Annotated in this window: 11 protein-coding genes; all 11 read left to right on the top strand. The window is 69.6% G+C overall.

Annotation, left to right across the window (positions count from 1 at the left end):
• Positions 1 to 18: 18 nt before the first annotated feature.
• The 11 genes from AC5LXK_RS28355 (at position 19) to AC5LXK_RS28305 (ending at position 16,354) form a co-directional block, all read left to right on the top strand.
• Positions 19 to 663 (top strand): glutathione S-transferase family protein, encoded by a 645-nt coding sequence (locus AC5LXK_RS28355; protein WP_493391955.1) that lies wholly within the window; start codon positions 19 to 21, stop codon positions 661 to 663.
• A 35-nt stretch (positions 664 to 698) separates the two neighbouring features.
• Positions 699 to 2,762: a pyridoxamine 5'-phosphate oxidase family protein gene (locus AC5LXK_RS28350; RefSeq protein ID WP_493391954.1), complete on the top strand. Its 2,064-nt coding sequence runs from the start codon at positions 699 to 701 to the stop codon at positions 2,760 to 2,762.
• A gap of 122 nt (positions 2,763 to 2,884) precedes the next feature.
• Entirely contained in the window at positions 2,885 to 3,088 is a 204-nt protein-coding gene (locus tag AC5LXK_RS28345) for a DUF2970 domain-containing protein (RefSeq protein WP_493391953.1), read from the top strand.
• 611 nt (positions 3,089 to 3,699) lie between these two features.
• A complete protein-coding gene (locus AC5LXK_RS28340; protein ID WP_493391952.1) occupies positions 3,700 to 5,931 on the top strand; it encodes a TonB-dependent siderophore receptor in 2,232 nt (743 codons plus the stop codon).
• 59 nt (positions 5,932 to 5,990) lie between these two features.
• Entirely contained in the window at positions 5,991 to 6,620 is a 630-nt protein-coding gene (pnuC, locus tag AC5LXK_RS28335) for a nicotinamide riboside transporter PnuC (RefSeq protein WP_493391951.1), read from the top strand.
• A gap of 36 nt (positions 6,621 to 6,656) precedes the next feature.
• On the top strand, positions 6,657 to 7,847 hold the full coding sequence (locus AC5LXK_RS28330; RefSeq protein ID WP_493391950.1) for a phosphotransferase enzyme family protein: 1,191 nt from the start codon (positions 6,657 to 6,659) through the stop codon (positions 7,845 to 7,847).
• A gap of 243 nt (positions 7,848 to 8,090) precedes the next feature.
• Positions 8,091 to 9,404, top strand: a complete 1,314-nt coding sequence (locus AC5LXK_RS28325; protein ID WP_493391949.1) for a TolC family protein — start codon at positions 8,091 to 8,093, stop codon at positions 9,402 to 9,404.
• A gap of 26 nt (positions 9,405 to 9,430) precedes the next feature.
• Positions 9,431 to 10,900, top strand: a complete 1,470-nt coding sequence (locus AC5LXK_RS28320) for an efflux RND transporter periplasmic adaptor subunit (RefSeq protein ID WP_493391948.1) — start codon at positions 9,431 to 9,433, stop codon at positions 10,898 to 10,900.
• Positions 10,901 to 11,025: 125 nt separating this feature from the next.
• A complete protein-coding gene (locus AC5LXK_RS28315) occupies positions 11,026 to 14,238 on the top strand; it encodes an efflux RND transporter permease subunit (protein ID WP_493391947.1) in 3,213 nt (1,070 codons plus the stop codon).
• A complete protein-coding gene (gene irlR / locus AC5LXK_RS28310) occupies positions 14,238 to 14,921 on the top strand; it encodes a heavy metal response regulator transcription factor IrlR (protein ID WP_006490455.1) in 684 nt (227 codons plus the stop codon). Before AC5LXK_RS28315 ends, irlR begins: the two co-directional genes overlap by 1 nt.
• Positions 14,918 to 16,354 carry a heavy metal sensor histidine kinase gene (locus AC5LXK_RS28305; protein WP_493391946.1) on the top strand — a complete coding sequence of 479 codons (1,437 nt, stop codon included), beginning with the start codon at positions 14,918 to 14,920 and terminating at the stop codon, positions 16,352 to 16,354. The genes irlR and AC5LXK_RS28305 overlap by 4 nt, the downstream gene beginning before the upstream one ends.
• Positions 16,355 to 16,392: the final 38 nt, after the last annotated feature.

The raw sequence follows: 16,392 nt of genomic DNA, 5'->3' as shown, positions 1-16,392 counted from the left end.
GATTCCGGAGTGTTTTCCATGTCTGCCGCCAGCAAGCCCGCTTCGCCGATCCGCGTCTATTCGTTCCTGCTCTCGGGGCACGCGCACCGTGTCCGGTTGTTCCTGTCGCTGCTCGGCCTGCCGTCCAGGACCATCGACGTCGATCTCGCGGCCGGCGCGCAGCGCGAGCCGGCGTTCCTCGCGCTCAATCCGCTCGGGCAGGTGCCGGTGATCGACGATGGCGGTACCGTGATCGCCGATTCGAACGCGATCCTCGTCTATCTCGCGAAGCGCTACGGCGATGCGCACTGGCTGCCCGACGATCCGGTCGGCGCCGCGGTCGTGCAGCGCTGGCTGTCGTACGCGGCCGGCCCGATCGCGTCGGGCCCGGCGGCCGCGCGGCTCGTGACCGTGTTCGGCGCACCGCTCGACCCGGAGGCGGCCAAGCGCACGGCCGCGAAGGTGCTCGACGTGATCGATCGCGAACTGGCCGGCAAGCCGTTCGCGGCCGGCGCGCAGCCGACGATCGCGGACATTGCCGCGTACACGTACATCGCGCACGCACCGGAAGGCGGCGTGTCGCTCGAACCGTATCCGCACGTCCGTGCGTGGCTGGCCCGCGTCGAGGCGCTGCCGGGCTTCGTCGCCATGCCGACGACGCGCGCGGGCCTGCTCGCCGCATAACGCCCTCGCAACCGCGCCTGTTCAGGGAGAACGCGATGAACGCGCCGACCGCCGTCGTACCGGGCTGGGAACTCGACACCGCGCCGTTTCATGCGGGCGAACTCGCCGTGCAGCAGCGCGCAGGGGTGACCGGTGCCGCGAGCGCGGCCGGCCGGCGCGGGATCCGGCGCTTCATGCCGGACCAGCACCGGACGTTCTTTGCGCAACTGCCGTTCTTCGTGCTCGGCGGCGTCGATGCGCACGGGCAGCCGTGGGCGACGTTGCGCGCCGGGTCGCCGGGCTTCGTCACGTCGCCGGATGCGCGCACGCTGCGCATCGCGGCGCGCCAGCTGCCGGGCGATCCGCTGGCCGGCGCGTGGCAGCCGGGCGCGGCGCTCGGCGGGCTCGGCATCGAGTTCGATACGCGGCGGCGCAATCGCGTGAACGGCGTCGTGCGCGCGATCGACGGCGATGCGCTGACGATCGCGGTCGAGCAGAGCTTCGGCAACTGCGCGAAGTACATCCAGGGCCGCAAGCCGACGTTCGTCGAGCGGGACGTCGATGAATCGGCCGGCCCCGACGTATCGCACGCGTTGAGCGACGCGGATCGTGCGCTGCTCGCGCAGGCCGATACGTTCTTCGTCGCGAGCGCGAACACGTCGGCGGATGCGGGCGCGGCGCGCGGTGCGGACGTGTCGCATCGCGGCGGGATGCCGGGTTTCGTGCGCGTCGACGACGCACGCACGCTGACGACGCCCGATTTCAGCGGCAACCGCTTTTTCAACACGCTCGGCAACCTGCAGCACGATCCGCGCGCCGGGCTGCTGTTCGTCGATTTCGACAGCGGCGACCTGCTGTATGTCGCCGCGCGCGCAGAGATCGTCTGGGACGGGCCGCTCGTCGCGTCGTTCGACGGTGCGCAACGTGTCGTGCGATTTCATGTGCGGGAAGTGCGGCGCGTGCGTGCGGTGCTGCCGTTCCGGTGGTCGGCGGTCGAGGGTGCGCCGCAATTCGCGGCGACGGCAGCGGCGTCGGGGCGCGCGGCGGAGGCCGTAGCGGCACCGTCGGCAGCCGCACCTGCATCGGTACCCTCATCGGCACCCGCATGGCGGCCGTTGCGCATCGCGAAGATCGTCGACGAAGCGCGCGCGATCCGCTCGTTCCATTTCGAAGCGGCGGACGGCGGTGCGTTGCCCGCCTATGAAGCCGGGCAGCATTTGACGCTGCGCATCGCGTTGCCTGGCAGCGATGCGCCGTCGATTCGCAGCTACACGCTGTCCGACGCGCCGGGCGGCGCGCATTACCGGATCACGGTGAAGCGCGAAGGGCGTGTATCGGTGTGGTTGCACGATCACGCGCAAGCCGGCATGACGCTCGATGCGCAGATGCCGCGCGGCCGTTTCACGTTCGATCTCGCGAGCACGCGCCCGGCCGTGCTCGTGTCGGCCGGCATCGGCATCACGCCGATGGTCGCGATGCTGCACCGTGCACTGGCCGACGACACGCCGTCGCGCCGGGTCGTGCTGGTGCACGGCGCGCGTGAAGCGGCCGACCGGCCGTTTGCGGCGCAACTGGCGCGCATCGCGGCCGCCGATCCACGCCTGTCGCTCCACTGGTTCGACAGTCATCCTGACGAACGCGCCGCAGCACGGGCCGGCCGCATCGACATCGCGCAACTGAAGCGGATCCTGTCGTTCGACGACTACGACTTCTATCTGTGCGGCCCGGCGGCGTTCATGCGCGACCTGTACGACGGGCTGCGCGCGCTGAACGTGCCGGACGAACGCATCCGTTTCGAAGCGTTCGGGCCATCGAGCGTCGCGCGCACGACGACCCGTGCGTCGGCCGCGGCGAGCGTGCCGGTCGTGTTCCGGCGCACGGCGCGCGAAGCTGCGTGGACGCCCGCCGACGGCACGCTGCTCGAATTCGCGGAAGGGCAGCGCGTGGCGGTGCCGTCCGAGTGCCGCTCCGGTTCGTGCGGCACGTGTGCGACGCGCGTGCTGTCCGGTTCGGTCGATTACGAGCAAACGCCCGATGCGCCGGTCGAACCCGGCTGCGCGCTGCTGTGCGTCGCGCGGCCCGCGAAAGGGGCCGCGGAGCCGCTCGTGCTCGACCGCTGACGGCGCCTGCGACATGCCGCCGCAGACGGCCTGCTGCGCGAAAAGCACGCGCAACTGCTTCTTTTTTCGAATGCCGGTCGGATCGACGATAGCGTCAACCGATTCGATGAAAGGAGCCCATCATGAAACTGCTCGGCATGGTCCGCCTGGTCCTGTGGAGTTTCTTCGGCGTGCGCAACAGCAAGGCGCATGCGACCGATCTTGCGAACACCAACTTCACGCTGCTGCCGTTCGTGGCGATCCTGCTTGCGCTGCTGGTCGGTGCGGTGATCTACGGCGTCGTGCATCTGGTCGTCGATCCGACCGTGACGATGCAGGGGTTCTGAGCGCCCCGGGAACCGCGGGCGGCTGCTCGCTGCCGCTCGCGGTGCTTGCCGTCTGACCGGCACGGGTTCGCGCCGATCCGCCGCGTTGCGGCGCATGACGGGGCGCGCGATGACCTCGCCGTCGTTGTCGCGCGACCCGAACCGCCTTTCCCCGTTCCTGGCCTCATCTCCACCCGCTCCACCCGTTCCGCCCGTTTCCAAGGGCATCGGCCCCGCCCGGGGTAAAATGCGCGTCACGCCGCGATGTCGCGCGCGACGGGCAGGCCGCCGTTCCGACGAGAACGGCCGGCGCAGTGCCCGCCGCCCGCACCGGGGCGTTCGAAGCGTCCCCCGCATGACAAGACCGCGCGATGCCGCCGGCAGCCCGACAGACCCCCGACGAACTCGTCGGCGGCCGCGTCGGTTCCCGGTGCGTCATCCGAATCCGATGTCCCATCCTGCGTTTTCCCGACCGAGCGGCCCGCTTGCGCGCCGCATCGTCCGGTTCGTCTGATGAATATCGTGTCGACGCACGCGTCCGGAGGCGGGCGCGGATGCGTTCGCGGGCACACGCTTCGCAGCTTCGTAACGAGTTTCGACAGGGTCGAGTGGCGAGTTTTCCATCCAGAACAATGACGGCGAATAGAACAACAGCGGCGCCCGCACGGCGGCGGCGCACGAAGGTGGGGCTCGGAGTCGGCCTCGGCATCACGCTTTTCGCGGCGCAGGCCGCCGCGGCACCGGGCGACACGCCCGCACCGGACGCCGACGCGGCCGGCACGACGACGCTGCCCGCGATCACGGTGAACGGCGAACGCGGCAGCACGCTGCGTGCGCGCAACGCATCGGTCGCGGGGCTCGACGACGCGCCGCTGCGTGACACGCCGGCGTCGGTGAACGTCATCACGCGCGCCGTGATCGACGACCAGCAGGCGAAGCGGCTGAGCGACGTCGTGCGCAACGACGCGTCGGTCGTCAACGACTATGCGCCGGTCGGCTATTTCGAAGGCTTCGCGATTCGCGGCTTTCCGGTCGATCTCGCGAGCGCGATCCGGATCGACGGGCTGACGGTGTCCGGCGAGCAGAACGTGCCGCTCGAGAACAAGGAGCGCGTCGAGATCCTCAAGGGGCTCGCGGGCATCGACAGCGGCGTCGTCGCACCGGGCGGCGTGATCAACTTCGTGACGAAGCGCTCCGCGAACGTCGCGAGCGTGACGACCGGCGTCGACAGCCGCGGCTCGACGTCGGCGTCCGTCGATCTCGGTCGCCGCTTCGGCCCCGACAACCAGTTCGGCTTCCGGATCAATGCCGCGAAGGAGAACATGCACTCGTATATCGACGGCACGAACGGACGGCGCACGTTCGGTTCGATCGCCGCCGACTGGGACATCAGCCCGCGCGCGAGCCTGCAGCTCAACGCCGAATTCCAGCAGTGGATCCAGCGTTCGGCGCCCGGCTACCAGTTGCTCGGCGGCACCGTCGTGCCGTCGGTCAACACCACGTCGAAGGCGCTCGGCACGCAGCCGTGGGCGAAACCGGTGACGACCGACGCGCTGAACCTGAACGCGCGCTTCGACTACCAGTTCAACGACGACTGGAAGGCCTTCATCGCCGCCGGCCGCAGCCGCACGATGATCGACGACAACAGCGCGTTCGCATACGGTTGCTCGTACGCGGCGAGCTGCGCGGCCGGCGCGACGTCGCCGTTCTTCTTCGGCGCGAACGGCGACTACGACGTGTACGACTTCCGCAGCCCCGGCGAATACCGGCGCAACGACGACCTGCGTGCGGTCACGACCGGCAAGTTCGCGACCGGGCCGCTGCGGCACGAGCTGACGCTCGGCGTGAGCGTGCAGCGCCGCGTCGTGCACATGGCCGACGCCGTGTACGACTACGTGGGCAGCGAGAACGTCTACGGGCCGGACGTGACCTTCTCGCCGTCGCCGAATTCGCCGGGGCCGTCGTATCCGCGCCTCGACGCGTGGCAGTACGGCGTGTTCGGGCTCGACCGCATCAGCATCGGCGAGCACTGGCAGGTGCTCGCGGGCGGCAAGGAAGTGCTGCTGCGCCAGCGCAGCTGGAGCAGCCTCGACGGCGACGCGACGCGTACCGACCGCTCGGTATTCCTGCCGCAGGTCGCGCTCGTCTACAAACCGGTGAACGTGCTGTCGCTGTACGCGTCGTACAGCAAGGCGCTGTCGCTCGGCGACCAGGCGCCCGTGCGCGCGACCAACGCGTACGCGTTCCTGCCGCCCGTCGAATCGCACCAGATCGAGGTCGGCGCGAAATACGACTGGCTCGACCGGCTGAGCCTCACGGCCGCCGTGTTCTCGATCAGCAAGCCGTTCCAGTTCGCCGACCCGGACGCATCGGGCACGTCCTACACGTTCGTGCAGCGCGGCACGCAGCGCAACCAGGGGATCGAGCTCGGCGCGGCCGGGCGGGTGACCGAGCGGCTGGGGCTGACGGCCAGCGTCGCGGCGATTCGCGCCCGCGCGGTCGATTCGGGGTCGCCGGCCTACGAAGGGCATCAGACCATCAACGTGCCCGCGCTGCGCGCAACGTTGTATGCGGACTACGCGGTGCCGGGCGTCGCGGGCCTGAACGTGCTCGGCGGCGTCGAGTACAGTGCGGCGCGCAACGCGAACGAGGAAGGCACCGCGCGCGTGCCGTCGTGGTTCGCGTTCAATCTCGGCGCGCGCTACACGACGAAGATCGGCGGGCATCGCACGGTGCTGCGCGTGTCGGTCGACAACCTGTTCAACAAGTTCTACTGGCGTGACGCCGGCGAGCAGCAGGGCGATGCGTACCTGTTCCCGGGGGCGCCGCGCACCGCGCGCGTGTCGTTGACTTATGATTTCTGACCGTCCGGAACCGGCCGCGTGACGCGCGGCCCCGGCAGCTAACCAGGAGAGCACAGACGATGTCCCCACTCGAAATCGCTGGCGTGATCGTCAGCGCGCTCGCGATCTGGCTGACCGCGAAGCGGCGCATGCTGTGCTGGCCGGTCGGGCTCGCGTCGGTCGCGCTGTACGGCTGGATCTTCTTCGATGCGAAGCTGTACTCGGACATGCTGCTGCAGGGTGCGTTCGCGGTGCTGCAGGTGTACGGCTGGCAGCGCTGGCTCGCACAGCGTGCGAGCGAGGCCGACGGCGGCGCAGTGCCGGCCGGCGACGTCGCGCCCGTCACCGGCGTGCGGCCGCGGCAGATGCTGCCCGACCTGGTCGCGGCCGTCGTCGGCAGCGCGCTGCTCGGCGGCATGATGGCGCGCTGGACCGATGCGGCGCTGCCGTTCGTCGATGCGTCGCTGACTGCGTTCAGCCTCGTCGCGCAATACTGGACCGCGCGGCGCTACATCGCGTCGTGGGGGCTGTGGATCGTCGTGAACGTCGTCTACGTCGGGATGTTCGTGTTCAAGGAACTGTATCTGACGGCCGGACTCTATGCGCTGTTCATCGGGCTGGCCGTCGTCGGCTGGCGCGACTGGAGCCGCACGGCTGCCGCGTTGCGCGCGGCGGCCGGCGGCACGCTCGCGCCGGGCGGCGCGCGCTGATTCACGCACGGATTCAACTACGGAGCAACGTCGTTCATGTCATTCCCACTCGAGCCGGACGGCCCCCTGTCGCGTGACGTCGCGCCGCCGCAATTCGGCGTCGACGGCGAGCAGGCCGAACGCGACTGGCCGCTGATGACGCACGACGAGGTGGCGGCGGTGCTCGCGCGGATCGACGGCGCGGGCGAGCCGGTGCGGCTCACGTGGCACAGCCCGCGGCAGTTCGCGGCGGCCGCGCTCGTGCGGATGGCTGACGGGCGCGGGCTGTTCGTCAAGCGTCATCACGCGAGCCTGCGCGATGTCGCGGGGCTCGAGGAAGAGCATCGCTTCATCGCACACCTGCGCGATCGCGGCATCCCCGTGGTGGACGTGCTGGCCGATCGCGACGGCGCGACCGCGTTTGCGTCCGGCGAGTGGACGTACGAAGTGCATGTGCTCGCGCCCGGCGTCGACCCGTATCGCGGCGTGATGTCGTGGCAGCCGTTCACGCATGCGTCGCACGCGTACGCGGCCGGCCGCGCGCTGGCCGGACTGCATCGCGCGTCGGCCGGCTACGACGCGCCCGCGCGGCCCGTGCGCACGCTGCTGTCGAGTTTTCGTGTGCTGTCGTCCACCGATCTGGCGGGCGCGCTCGAACGCTGGGTCTATGCGCAGCCGCTGCTCGTGTGTGCGCTCGGCTCGCGCGACTGGCGCGGCGACGTGGCCGATGCGATCGGCCCGTATCACGCGCGCCTCGTGCCGTTGCTGCCCGCGTTGACGCCGCTGTGGACCCATGGAGACTGGCATGCGTCGAACCTGCTGTGGACCGATTCGGGGCCCGGCGCGCAGGTGCGGACCGTGCTCGATTTTGGCTTGTCGGACCGCACCTGCGCGGTGATGGACCTCGCGCTCGCGATCGAGCGCAATACGGTCGACTGGATGGCGCCGGCCGACGCGCGGCGTATCGAATACGAACAGATCGACGCGCTGCTCGACGGCTACGAATCGCTCGAACCGCTGAGCGACGACGCCTATGCGGCGCTGGTCGCGCTGCTGCCGATCGTGCATACGGAGTTCGCGCTGTCGGAAGTCGCGTATTTCGGCTGCATCATCGACGCACCGGCGATCGTCGACATCGCGTACGACGGCTACCTGATCGGACACGCGCGCTGGTTCGGCGAACGCGACGGGCGGCAACTGCTCGACTGGCTCGTGCAGCGCAGGCGCGCGAAGCAGGGAACCGCCTGATCCGCGGACGGGGATGCGCCGCGCACGCGTGCCGACTCCCCGAAGCACTGCGATTTTCCGTGCGGCCATCGCGCCGCATGCTCACCGAATCCACCTGATCGTCAGAACGGGACGCCGTCCCGGCGGGGCATCGCGCGTCTGCGTGCGGCTGCGCCCAACATGACGGAAATATCATCTTCGCCTCATGTTCGCACTGCGGCCCGACCGTAGCATCGGTCGCAAACCGTTACCGCAGAACCGAACATGCTCAAGCTCTCTCTCGCCGTGGCCGTCGCCTTCGCGATGGCCGCGACGGCTCATGCGCAGCCGTCGCTGTCGCCGGGGCCGACTCCGGTTGCCGCGGGCCCTGCCGCACCGACCGGCACACCGCCATCCGACGCACTGCCTTCCGCATCGTTGACGCTTCCCGACGCGCTCGCTGTCGCGGCCCGGAACAATCCGGCGCTGCGCGGCGCGCGCGCGGACGTCGATGCATCGGCCGGTGCGCTGATGCAGGCCGGTGCACGTCCCAATCCCGAAGTGTCGTTCCTGCAGGAAGGCTTCAGCCGCGCCGAACGCACGTCGACCGCGCTGATCAACCAGACCATCGAACTGGGCGGCAAGCGCCGCGCGCGGCTCGATGTCGCGTCGTACGGCCGCGAGTCGGCCAGCGCGTCGCTCGACGAGCAGGGCGCCGTCGTGCGCGCCGACGTGATCGCCGCGTTCTACGGGCTGCTCGCCGCGCAGCGCCAGCTTCAGGTCACCGAGGAATCGGCCGCGATCGCCGCGCGCTCCGCGGATCTTGCGGGGCGCCGCGCGCAGGCCGGCAAGGTGTCGCCGGTCGAGGCGACCAAGGCGCAGGTGGCGGCGGCCGGCGTGCAGATCGAAGTCGTGACCGCGCGCGGTCGTGTCGAGGTTGCGCGCGAGAAGCTGAACGCGGTGATGGGCGAAGCGCGCAACGACCGGGTCGCGGTGCTGGGCGACCTGGAAGCCGTGCCGCCGGTCGAGCCGCTGTCCGCGCTGACCGCGCAGCTCGACGATTCGCCGCTGGCACGGGTCGCGCGCGCCGAGATGCTGCGCTCGAATGCGGCCGTGTCGCTCGAACGTGCGCGGCGCATTCCGGACGTGACGGTCAGCGCGGGCGTGAAGCGCGTGACCACGGGCGGCGTGCCCGACAACCAGGCCGTGGTCGGTGTGTCGATCCCGATTCCGCTGTTCAACACGAACAAGGGCGCGCTGCTCGAGGCGACGCACAAGGCCGAGCGCGCGAACGCCGATCTCGATCGCGAACGCACGCGCCTGCGGCTGGAGCTCACGCAGGCCTATGCGAATTTCGAAGCCGCCGAACAGGAAGCGCAGCGGCTGAAGTCCGACATCCTGCCGGCCGCGCGCCTCGCGCTCGACGCGATGTCGCGCGGCTACGAACTCGGGAAGTTCAGCTTCCTCGACGTACTCGACGCGCAGCGCACGCTGTTCCAGGGGCAGTCGCAATACGTGCGCGCGCTCGCCGGCGCGCACGCGGCCCGCGCCGACATCGGCCGGCTCGTCGGCACGCCGCTCGCGGCCGTCGCGCAATAAGCGCCCCTCTTACCTGAAGGATCATCATGTCACGCAGCAGAATCTTCGTTATTGCGGCGGCCGTGCTCGGCGGCGCAGGGATCGTGATCGGCGCGCTCGCCGTCACGCGGGGCGGGAGCGGCACGTCGGCGCCGGCGGGTGCGGAAGCCGCGCAGGCGGCCGAGGGGGCCGGCGCGCGCGGCGGTGTCGTGCTGAAACGCGGCAAGCTGTCCGTCGAGGTCGTGATGACGGAAAAGCCCGGCGACGCGCGCCTCGTTGTCTATCCGTTCGTCGACGGCAAACCGGTCGACAAGGGCGTGACCGTATCCGGCACGCTGGTGCGCTATGACCGCACGCACGAACCCCTGCGATTCGATGCGGCCGGCCAGAAGTTCGTGTCCGCGCAGTCGATCGCGAAGCCGCATGTATTCGATGCGACGATCGACGTGAAGGCCGGCAACGATGCCGCGTCGTTCCCGTTCGCACGCGCCGACGGCGCGATCGCGCTGACCGACGCCCAGCTGGCGACGTCGAAGATCGCGCTCGCGAAGGCCGGCCCCGCACAGATCGCGACGCCGTTCCAGCTTCCCGGCGAGATCAAGTTCAACGAGGACCGCACCGCGCACGTGGTACCGCGCGTGGCCGGCATCGTCGAACAGGTGTCGGTGTCGCTCGGGCAGAACATCGCGAAGGGGCAGGTTCTCGCCGTGATCGCGAGCACCGACCTGGCCGACCGCCGCAGCGAGCTGCTGACCGCCGAGCGCCGGCTGGCCGGCGCGCGTGCGACCTACGAGCGCGAACGCACGCTGTGGAAGGAGCGCATCTCGGCCGAGCAGGACTACCAGCAGGCGCAGGTGCAATTGCGCGAGGCCGAGATCGCCGTGCAGAACGCGCGACAAAAGCTCGCCGCGCTGAATGCGCCGGTCGGTGCGGGCGCGCTGAATCGCTACGAGCTGCGCGCGCCGTTCGCGGGCACGATCGTCGAGAAGCATGCGACGCCCGGCGAGGCGATCGCCGCCGACGCGAGCATGTTCGTGATTTCCGACCTGTCGACCGTCTGGGCCGAGATGGCCGTACCCGCGCAGCGGTTGAACGACGTGCGCGTCGGCCGCGACGCGACCGTCAGCGCGACCGCGTTCGAGTCGCGATCGAGCGGCCCGATCGCGTACGTCGGCTCGCTGCTCGGCGAGCAGACGCGCACCGCGCCGGCGCGCGTCGTGCTGCCTAACCCGGACGGCGTGTGGCGCCCGGGGATGTTCGTGAACGTATCGGTCGACGCGGGCAAGCAGGGCGTGCCGCTCGCGGTCGCGAGCGACGCACTGCAGGACGTCGATGGCGCACCGTCGGTGTTCGTGCGCTCGGCGAAGGGTTTTGTCGCGCAGGCCGTCGAAACCGGGCGGCGCGACGAGCGTGCGACCGAAGTGCTGAAGGGGCTCAAGCCGGGCCAGGAATACGCGGCGTCGAACAGCTTCGTGCTGAAGGCCGAGCTCGGCAAGGGGAGCGCGGAACATGAATGAGCGTTACGTATGTGCCGTGGCCCGGCTCGCGGCCCGCTATGCGGCCCGCTTTCCGGCTCGCCGTGTGACGGGCCGGGCGGCCCGTCCGGTGCGGGCGACCGTTCCCCGTTTCAAGGAATCCCGACATGTTTGAGCGCCTGATCCGCTTTGCGATTGCGCACCGCTGGCTCGTGATGCTGGCGATCGCGGCCGTGGCCGCGGTGGGTGTGTTCAGCTACCAGAAGCTGCCGATCGACGCGGTGCCCGATATCACGAACGTGCAGGTCCAGATCAACACGTCCGCGCCCGGCTATTCGCCGCTCGAGGCCGAGCAGCGCATCACCTATCCGGTCGAGACCGTGATGGCCGGGCTGCCCGGCCTCGAGCAGACGCGCTCGATCTCGCGCTACGGGCTGTCGCAGGTCACCGTGATCTTCAAGGACGGCACCGACATCTACTTCGCGCGGCAGCTCGTCAACGAACGCATCCAGGAAGCGAAGGACAAGCTGCCGGCCGGTATCGCACCCGCGATGGGGCCGACGTCGACGGGCCTCGGCGAGATCTACCTGTGGACCGTCGAGGCCGACGCCGGCGCACGCAAGCCCGACGGCACGCGCTATACGGCGGCCGACCTGCGCGAGCTGCAGGACTGGGTCGTCCGGCCGCAGCTGCGCAACGTGCGCGGCGTGACAGAGGTCAACTCGATCGGCGGCTATGTGAAGGAATACCGCGTCGCGCCGAATCCGGCGAAGCTGATGTCGTACGGGCTGACGCTCGCCGACGTCGTGCGCGCGCTGGAACGCAACAACGACAACGTCGGCGCCGGCTACATCGAAAAGCGCGGCGAGCAGTATCTCGTGCGCGTGCCGGGCCAGGCGCGCACCGTCGACGATATCGCGAACATCGTGCTGACCAACGTCGGCGGCGTGCCGGTGCGGATGAAGGACGTCGGCGTGGTCGACATCGGCCGCGAGCTGCGCACGGGCGCCGCGACGTCGAACGGCGAGGAGGTCGTGCTCGGCACGGTGTTCATGCTGATGGGCGAGAACAGCCGGACGGTGTCGAAGGCCGTCGCCGCGAAGATGGAGGACGTGAATCGCACGCTGCCGGCCGGCGTGAAGGCGATTCCGGTGTACGACCGCACGGTGCTCGTCGAGAAGGCCGTCGCGACGGTGAAGAAGAACTTGCTCGAAGGCGCGATCCTCGTGATCGCCGTGCTGTTCCTGTTCCTCGGCAACATCCGTGCGGCGCTGATCACCGCGCTGGTGATCCCGCTGTCGATGCTGATGACCTTCACCGGCATGGTCAACGCGAAGGTGAGCGCGAACCTGATGAGCCTGGGCGCGCTCGACTTCGGGATCATCGTCGACGGCGCGGTGGTGATCGTCGAGAACTGCGTGAGGCGGCTCGCGCATGCGCAGGCGGCGGCCGGACGGCCGCTCACGCGCGACGAGCGGTTCGCGGAAGTGTTCGGCGCATCGCAGGAGGCGCGCCGCGCGCTGATCTTCGGGCAACTGATCATCATGGTCGTGTACTTGCCGATCTTCGCGCTGACCGGTGTCGAAGGCAAGATGTTCCATCCGATGGCGATTACCGTCGTGATGGCGCTCGCGGCCGCGATGGTGCTGACCGTCACGTTCATTCCGGCGGCAGTGGCCCTGTTCATCGGCGAGCGTGTCGAGGAGAAGGAGAACCGCTTGATGGGCTGGGCGCGGCGCGCGTACGAACCGGTGCTCGCCGCGTTCATGACGCGCCCGGCGCGCGTGATGATCGGCGCGGGCGCGATCGTGCTGGTCACGCTCGGGCTCGCGACACGGCTCGGCAGCGAGTTCATCCCGAGCCTCAACGAAGGCGATCTGGCCGTCTCAGCGCTGCGGATTCCCGGCACGAGCCTGTCGCAGTCGGTCGAGATGCAGAAGTCGATCGAGAAGACGCTGAAGGCGCGCTTCCCCGAGATCGAGCGCGTGTTCGCGCGCACCGGCACGGCCGAGATCGCGGCCGACCCGATGCCGCCGAACCTGTCGGACGGCTACATCATGCTGAAGCCGGCCGATCAATGGCCCGACCCGAAGAAGCCGCGCGATCAGCTCGTGCGCGAGATCGAGGAGGCGCTCGCCGAGCTGCCGGGTAACGCGTACGAGTTCTCGCAGCCGATCCAGCTGCGCTTCAACGAGCTGATTTCGGGCGTGCGCAGCGACGTTGCCGTCAAGATCTTCGGCGACGACATGGCCGTGCTGAACCAGACCGGCGAGCAGATCGCGGCCGCGCTGCAGAAGGTGCCGGGTGCATCGGAAGTGAAGGTCGAGCAGACCACGGGCCTCCCCGTGCTGACCGTCAACCTCGATCGCGACAAGCTCGCGCGCTACGGCGTGAGCGTCGCCGACCTGCAGGATTCGGTGGCCGCGGCCGTCGGCGGGCAGAAGGCCGGCACGCTGTTCCAGGGCGACCGCCGCTTCGACATCGTCGTGCGGTTGCCCGACGAGCTGCGCTCCGACATCGAGGCGATCAAGCGGCTGCCGATCGCGCTGCCCGCGCCGGCGGCGGGCGCCAGCGCGCCGCTCGCGGCGGCGCCGTACGTGCCGCTGGCCGAACTCGCGACGATCGACGTCGCGCCGGGCCCGAACCAGATCAGCCGCGAGGACGGCAAGCGGCGCGTGGTCGTCAGCGCGAACGTGCGCGGCCGCGACGTCGGGTCGTTCGTCGCCGACGCGCGCGAGCAGCTGCAGCAGGACGTGCGCGTGCCGACCGGCTACTGGGTATCGTGGGGCGGCCAGTTCGAACAGCTGCAAAGCGCGAGCGAGCGCCTGAAGCTCGTCGTGCCGCTCGCGCTGTTCATGGTGTTCGTGCTGCTGTTCGTGATGTTCAACAACGTAAAGGACGGGCTGCTCGTGTTCACCGGCATTCCGTTCGCGCTGAGCGGCGGCGTCGTGTCGCTGTGGCTGCGGGGGATTCCGCTGTCGATCACGGCGGCGGTCGGCTTCATCGCGCTGTCGGGCGTGGCCGTGCTCAACGGTCTCGTGATGATCTCGTTCATCCGCAACCTGCGCGACGAAGGGGTGCCGCTCGACGCCGCCGTGCACGACGGCGCGCTCACGCGGCTGCGGCCCGTGCTGATGACCGCGCTGGTCGCGTCGCTCGGCTTCCTGCCGATGGCGTTCGCGACCGGCACCGGCGCCGAGGTGCAGCGTCCGCTGGCGACGGTCGTGATCGGCGGTATCCTGTCGTCCACGGCGCTGACGCTGCTGGTGCTGCCGGTGCTGTACCGCGTCAGCCATGCGGTGTCGTGGCGCGCGGCGTTCCGCGGCGGCTTCGGTGCGGGCGTGCTGCGCCGGCTGGGTTTCTTCAAGGGTAATGCGTAATGCGAATTCTGATTGTCGAAGATGAACCGAAGACGGGCGCGTACCTGCGCAAGGGCCTGACCGAGGCCGGCTATGTCGTCGACTGGGTCGAGGACGGCATCACGGGCCAGCACCAGGCCGAGACCGAGGAGTACGACCTGCTCGTACTCGACGTGATGCTGCCCGGACAGGACGGCTGGACGCTGCTGCAGAACCTGCGGCGCAGCAAGTCGACGCCCGTGCTGTTCCTCACCGCGCGCGACGACGTCGGCGATCGCGTGAAGGGGCTCGAACTCGGCGCCGACGACTATCTCGCGAAGCCGTTCGATTTCGTCGAGCTGACCGCGCGCATCAAGTCGATCCTTCGGCGCGGCCAGCCGCGCGATTCGAACACGCTGCGCGTGGCCGACCTCGAACTCGACCTGACGCGCCGCAAGGCCACGCGGCAGGGCGACACGATCCTGCTGACCGCGAAGGAGTTCGCGCTGTTGTGGCTGCTGATGCGCCGCGAAGGCGAGATCCTGCCGCGCGCGACGATCGCGTCGCAGGTATGGGACATGAACTTCAACAGCGACACGAACGTCGTCGATTCGGCGATCCGCCGGCTGCGCTCGAAGATCGACGATGCATACGAACCGAAGCTGATCCACACGGTGCGCGGCATGGGCTACGTGCTCGAAGCGCGCGGCGGCGCGGCCGCATGATCGCGCGCCTGCTGCCGCGCACGCTGCGCGGACGCCTGACCGCGCTGATCATCCTGTCGACGTCGGTGATCCTCGCGTCGAGCGGTGTCGCGCTGTACGAGGCGCTGAGCAACCGTGTCGAAACGACGGCCGCCGAGCAGATGGCCGGGATTTCCGCCGCACTGGGCGCGCACCTGGCCGAAGCGCGCACGACGACCGACGTCGCACGCAATACCGACATCTGGATCGACCAGCTGCATGGCCATCCGAACATGGATCTCGCGATCTTCGATGCGACGGGCAAGCGCCTCGTCGGCACGCCGGGTTTCCGCCTCTATGCGCCGCTGATGTCGCTGGATGCGGGCCGCGTGCCCGTCGGCGTGGCGCCGCCCGGCGCGCGGCATCAGTATCTGGTGGCGAACGTACCGCTGGCCGGTGCGGGCAAGGGCGCGAGTGCGCCCGTGGTGCGCGTCGCGGTGCAATACGACCGCAGCGCCGACGTGCTGCTGCTGCGCACGCATGCTTATACGATCGTCGTGATCGAGGTGTTCGGCGTGGTGCTCGCGGCCGCGATCGCATACGGCATCGCGCTGCTCGGGCTGAGCCCGCTGCGGCGCTTCGCGGCGCGGGCCGAGCAGATGTCGACGAGCCGGCTCGCGCATCCGCTGCCGGAGCTCGATACGTCGGGCGAGCTGAAGGAGCTGGAGCATGCGTTCAACGGGATGCTCGCGCGGCTGAACGAATCGTTCACGCGATTGAGCCAGTTCTCGTCGAATCTCGCGCACGACATGCGCACGCCGCTCACGAACCTGCAGGCGGCCGCGCAGGTCGTGCTGTCGCAGCCGCGCAGCGCGGACGACTACCGGAACGTGATCGAGTCGAGCATCGACGAGTACCAGCGGCTGTCGCGGATGATCGAGGACATGCTGTTTCTCGCGCGTTCGGAACAGGCCGGCACGTCAATCAGCGTACGGCGCCTGAATGCGGCGGAGGAGGCGGAGCGGGTCGCCGGCTACTACGAGCCGCTGGCGGAAGACGAGGGCGTGACGGTGAGGGTGGACGGCCATGCGTGGGTCGATGCGGATCTCACGCTGTACCAGCGCGCGCTGAGCAACCTGCTGTCCAATGCGCTGACCTATGCGCCGCGCGGCAGCGTCGTGACGATCGATTGCGTCGAGCAGGGCGGCGCGACGACGATCGCCGTCTCGGATACGGGGCCCGGCATTGCCGCGGAGCATGTCGGGCGGATTTTCGAGCGCTTCTATCGCGTCGATCCGTCGCGGCACAATTCGGCGTCGGGCACGGGGCTCGGCCTCGCGATCGTCCGGTCGATCATGGACAATCACGGCGGCGAATGCGGCGTCGACAGCGACCCCGGCCGCCGCACGACGTTCTGGCTGCGCTTTCCGCGACGGCCGGCCGAGCCGAGCCGGCCGGCCGCCATCAGCACCTGACAGCGCGGGCGGTGACGCCCGCGCGTTTGCCTCGAACC

This window comes from Burkholderia pulmonis (assembly GCF_984667975.1).
Note: the sequence above shows the minus strand (reverse complement) of the source record. Positions and strands in the feature narration are given on the sequence as shown.

What these genes read in the sequence shown, in the direction of transcription:
- AC5LXK_RS28355 (WP_493391955.1), top strand. Translation starts at nt 19, where the DNA reads ATGTCTGCCGCCAGCAAGCCCGCTTCGCCGATCCGCGTCTATTCGTTC.
- AC5LXK_RS28350 (WP_493391954.1), top strand. Translation starts at nt 699, where the DNA reads ATGAACGCGCCGACCGCCGTCGTACCGGGCTGGGAACTCGACACCGCG.
- AC5LXK_RS28345 (WP_493391953.1), top strand. Translation starts at nt 2,885, where the DNA reads ATGAAACTGCTCGGCATGGTCCGCCTGGTCCTGTGGAGTTTCTTCGGC.
- AC5LXK_RS28340 (WP_493391952.1), top strand. Translation starts at nt 3,700, where the DNA reads ATGACGGCGAATAGAACAACAGCGGCGCCCGCACGGCGGCGGCGCACG.
- pnuC (WP_493391951.1), top strand. Translation starts at nt 5,991, where the DNA reads ATGTCCCCACTCGAAATCGCTGGCGTGATCGTCAGCGCGCTCGCGATC.
- AC5LXK_RS28330 (WP_493391950.1), top strand. Translation starts at nt 6,657, where the DNA reads ATGTCATTCCCACTCGAGCCGGACGGCCCCCTGTCGCGTGACGTCGCG.
- AC5LXK_RS28325 (WP_493391949.1), top strand. Translation starts at nt 8,091, where the DNA reads ATGCTCAAGCTCTCTCTCGCCGTGGCCGTCGCCTTCGCGATGGCCGCG.
- AC5LXK_RS28320 (WP_493391948.1), top strand. Translation starts at nt 9,431, where the DNA reads ATGTCACGCAGCAGAATCTTCGTTATTGCGGCGGCCGTGCTCGGCGGC.
- AC5LXK_RS28315 (WP_493391947.1), top strand. Translation starts at nt 11,026, where the DNA reads ATGTTTGAGCGCCTGATCCGCTTTGCGATTGCGCACCGCTGGCTCGTG.
- irlR (WP_006490455.1), top strand. Translation starts at nt 14,238, where the DNA reads ATGCGAATTCTGATTGTCGAAGATGAACCGAAGACGGGCGCGTACCTG.
- AC5LXK_RS28305 (WP_493391946.1), top strand. Translation starts at nt 14,918, where the DNA reads ATGATCGCGCGCCTGCTGCCGCGCACGCTGCGCGGACGCCTGACCGCG.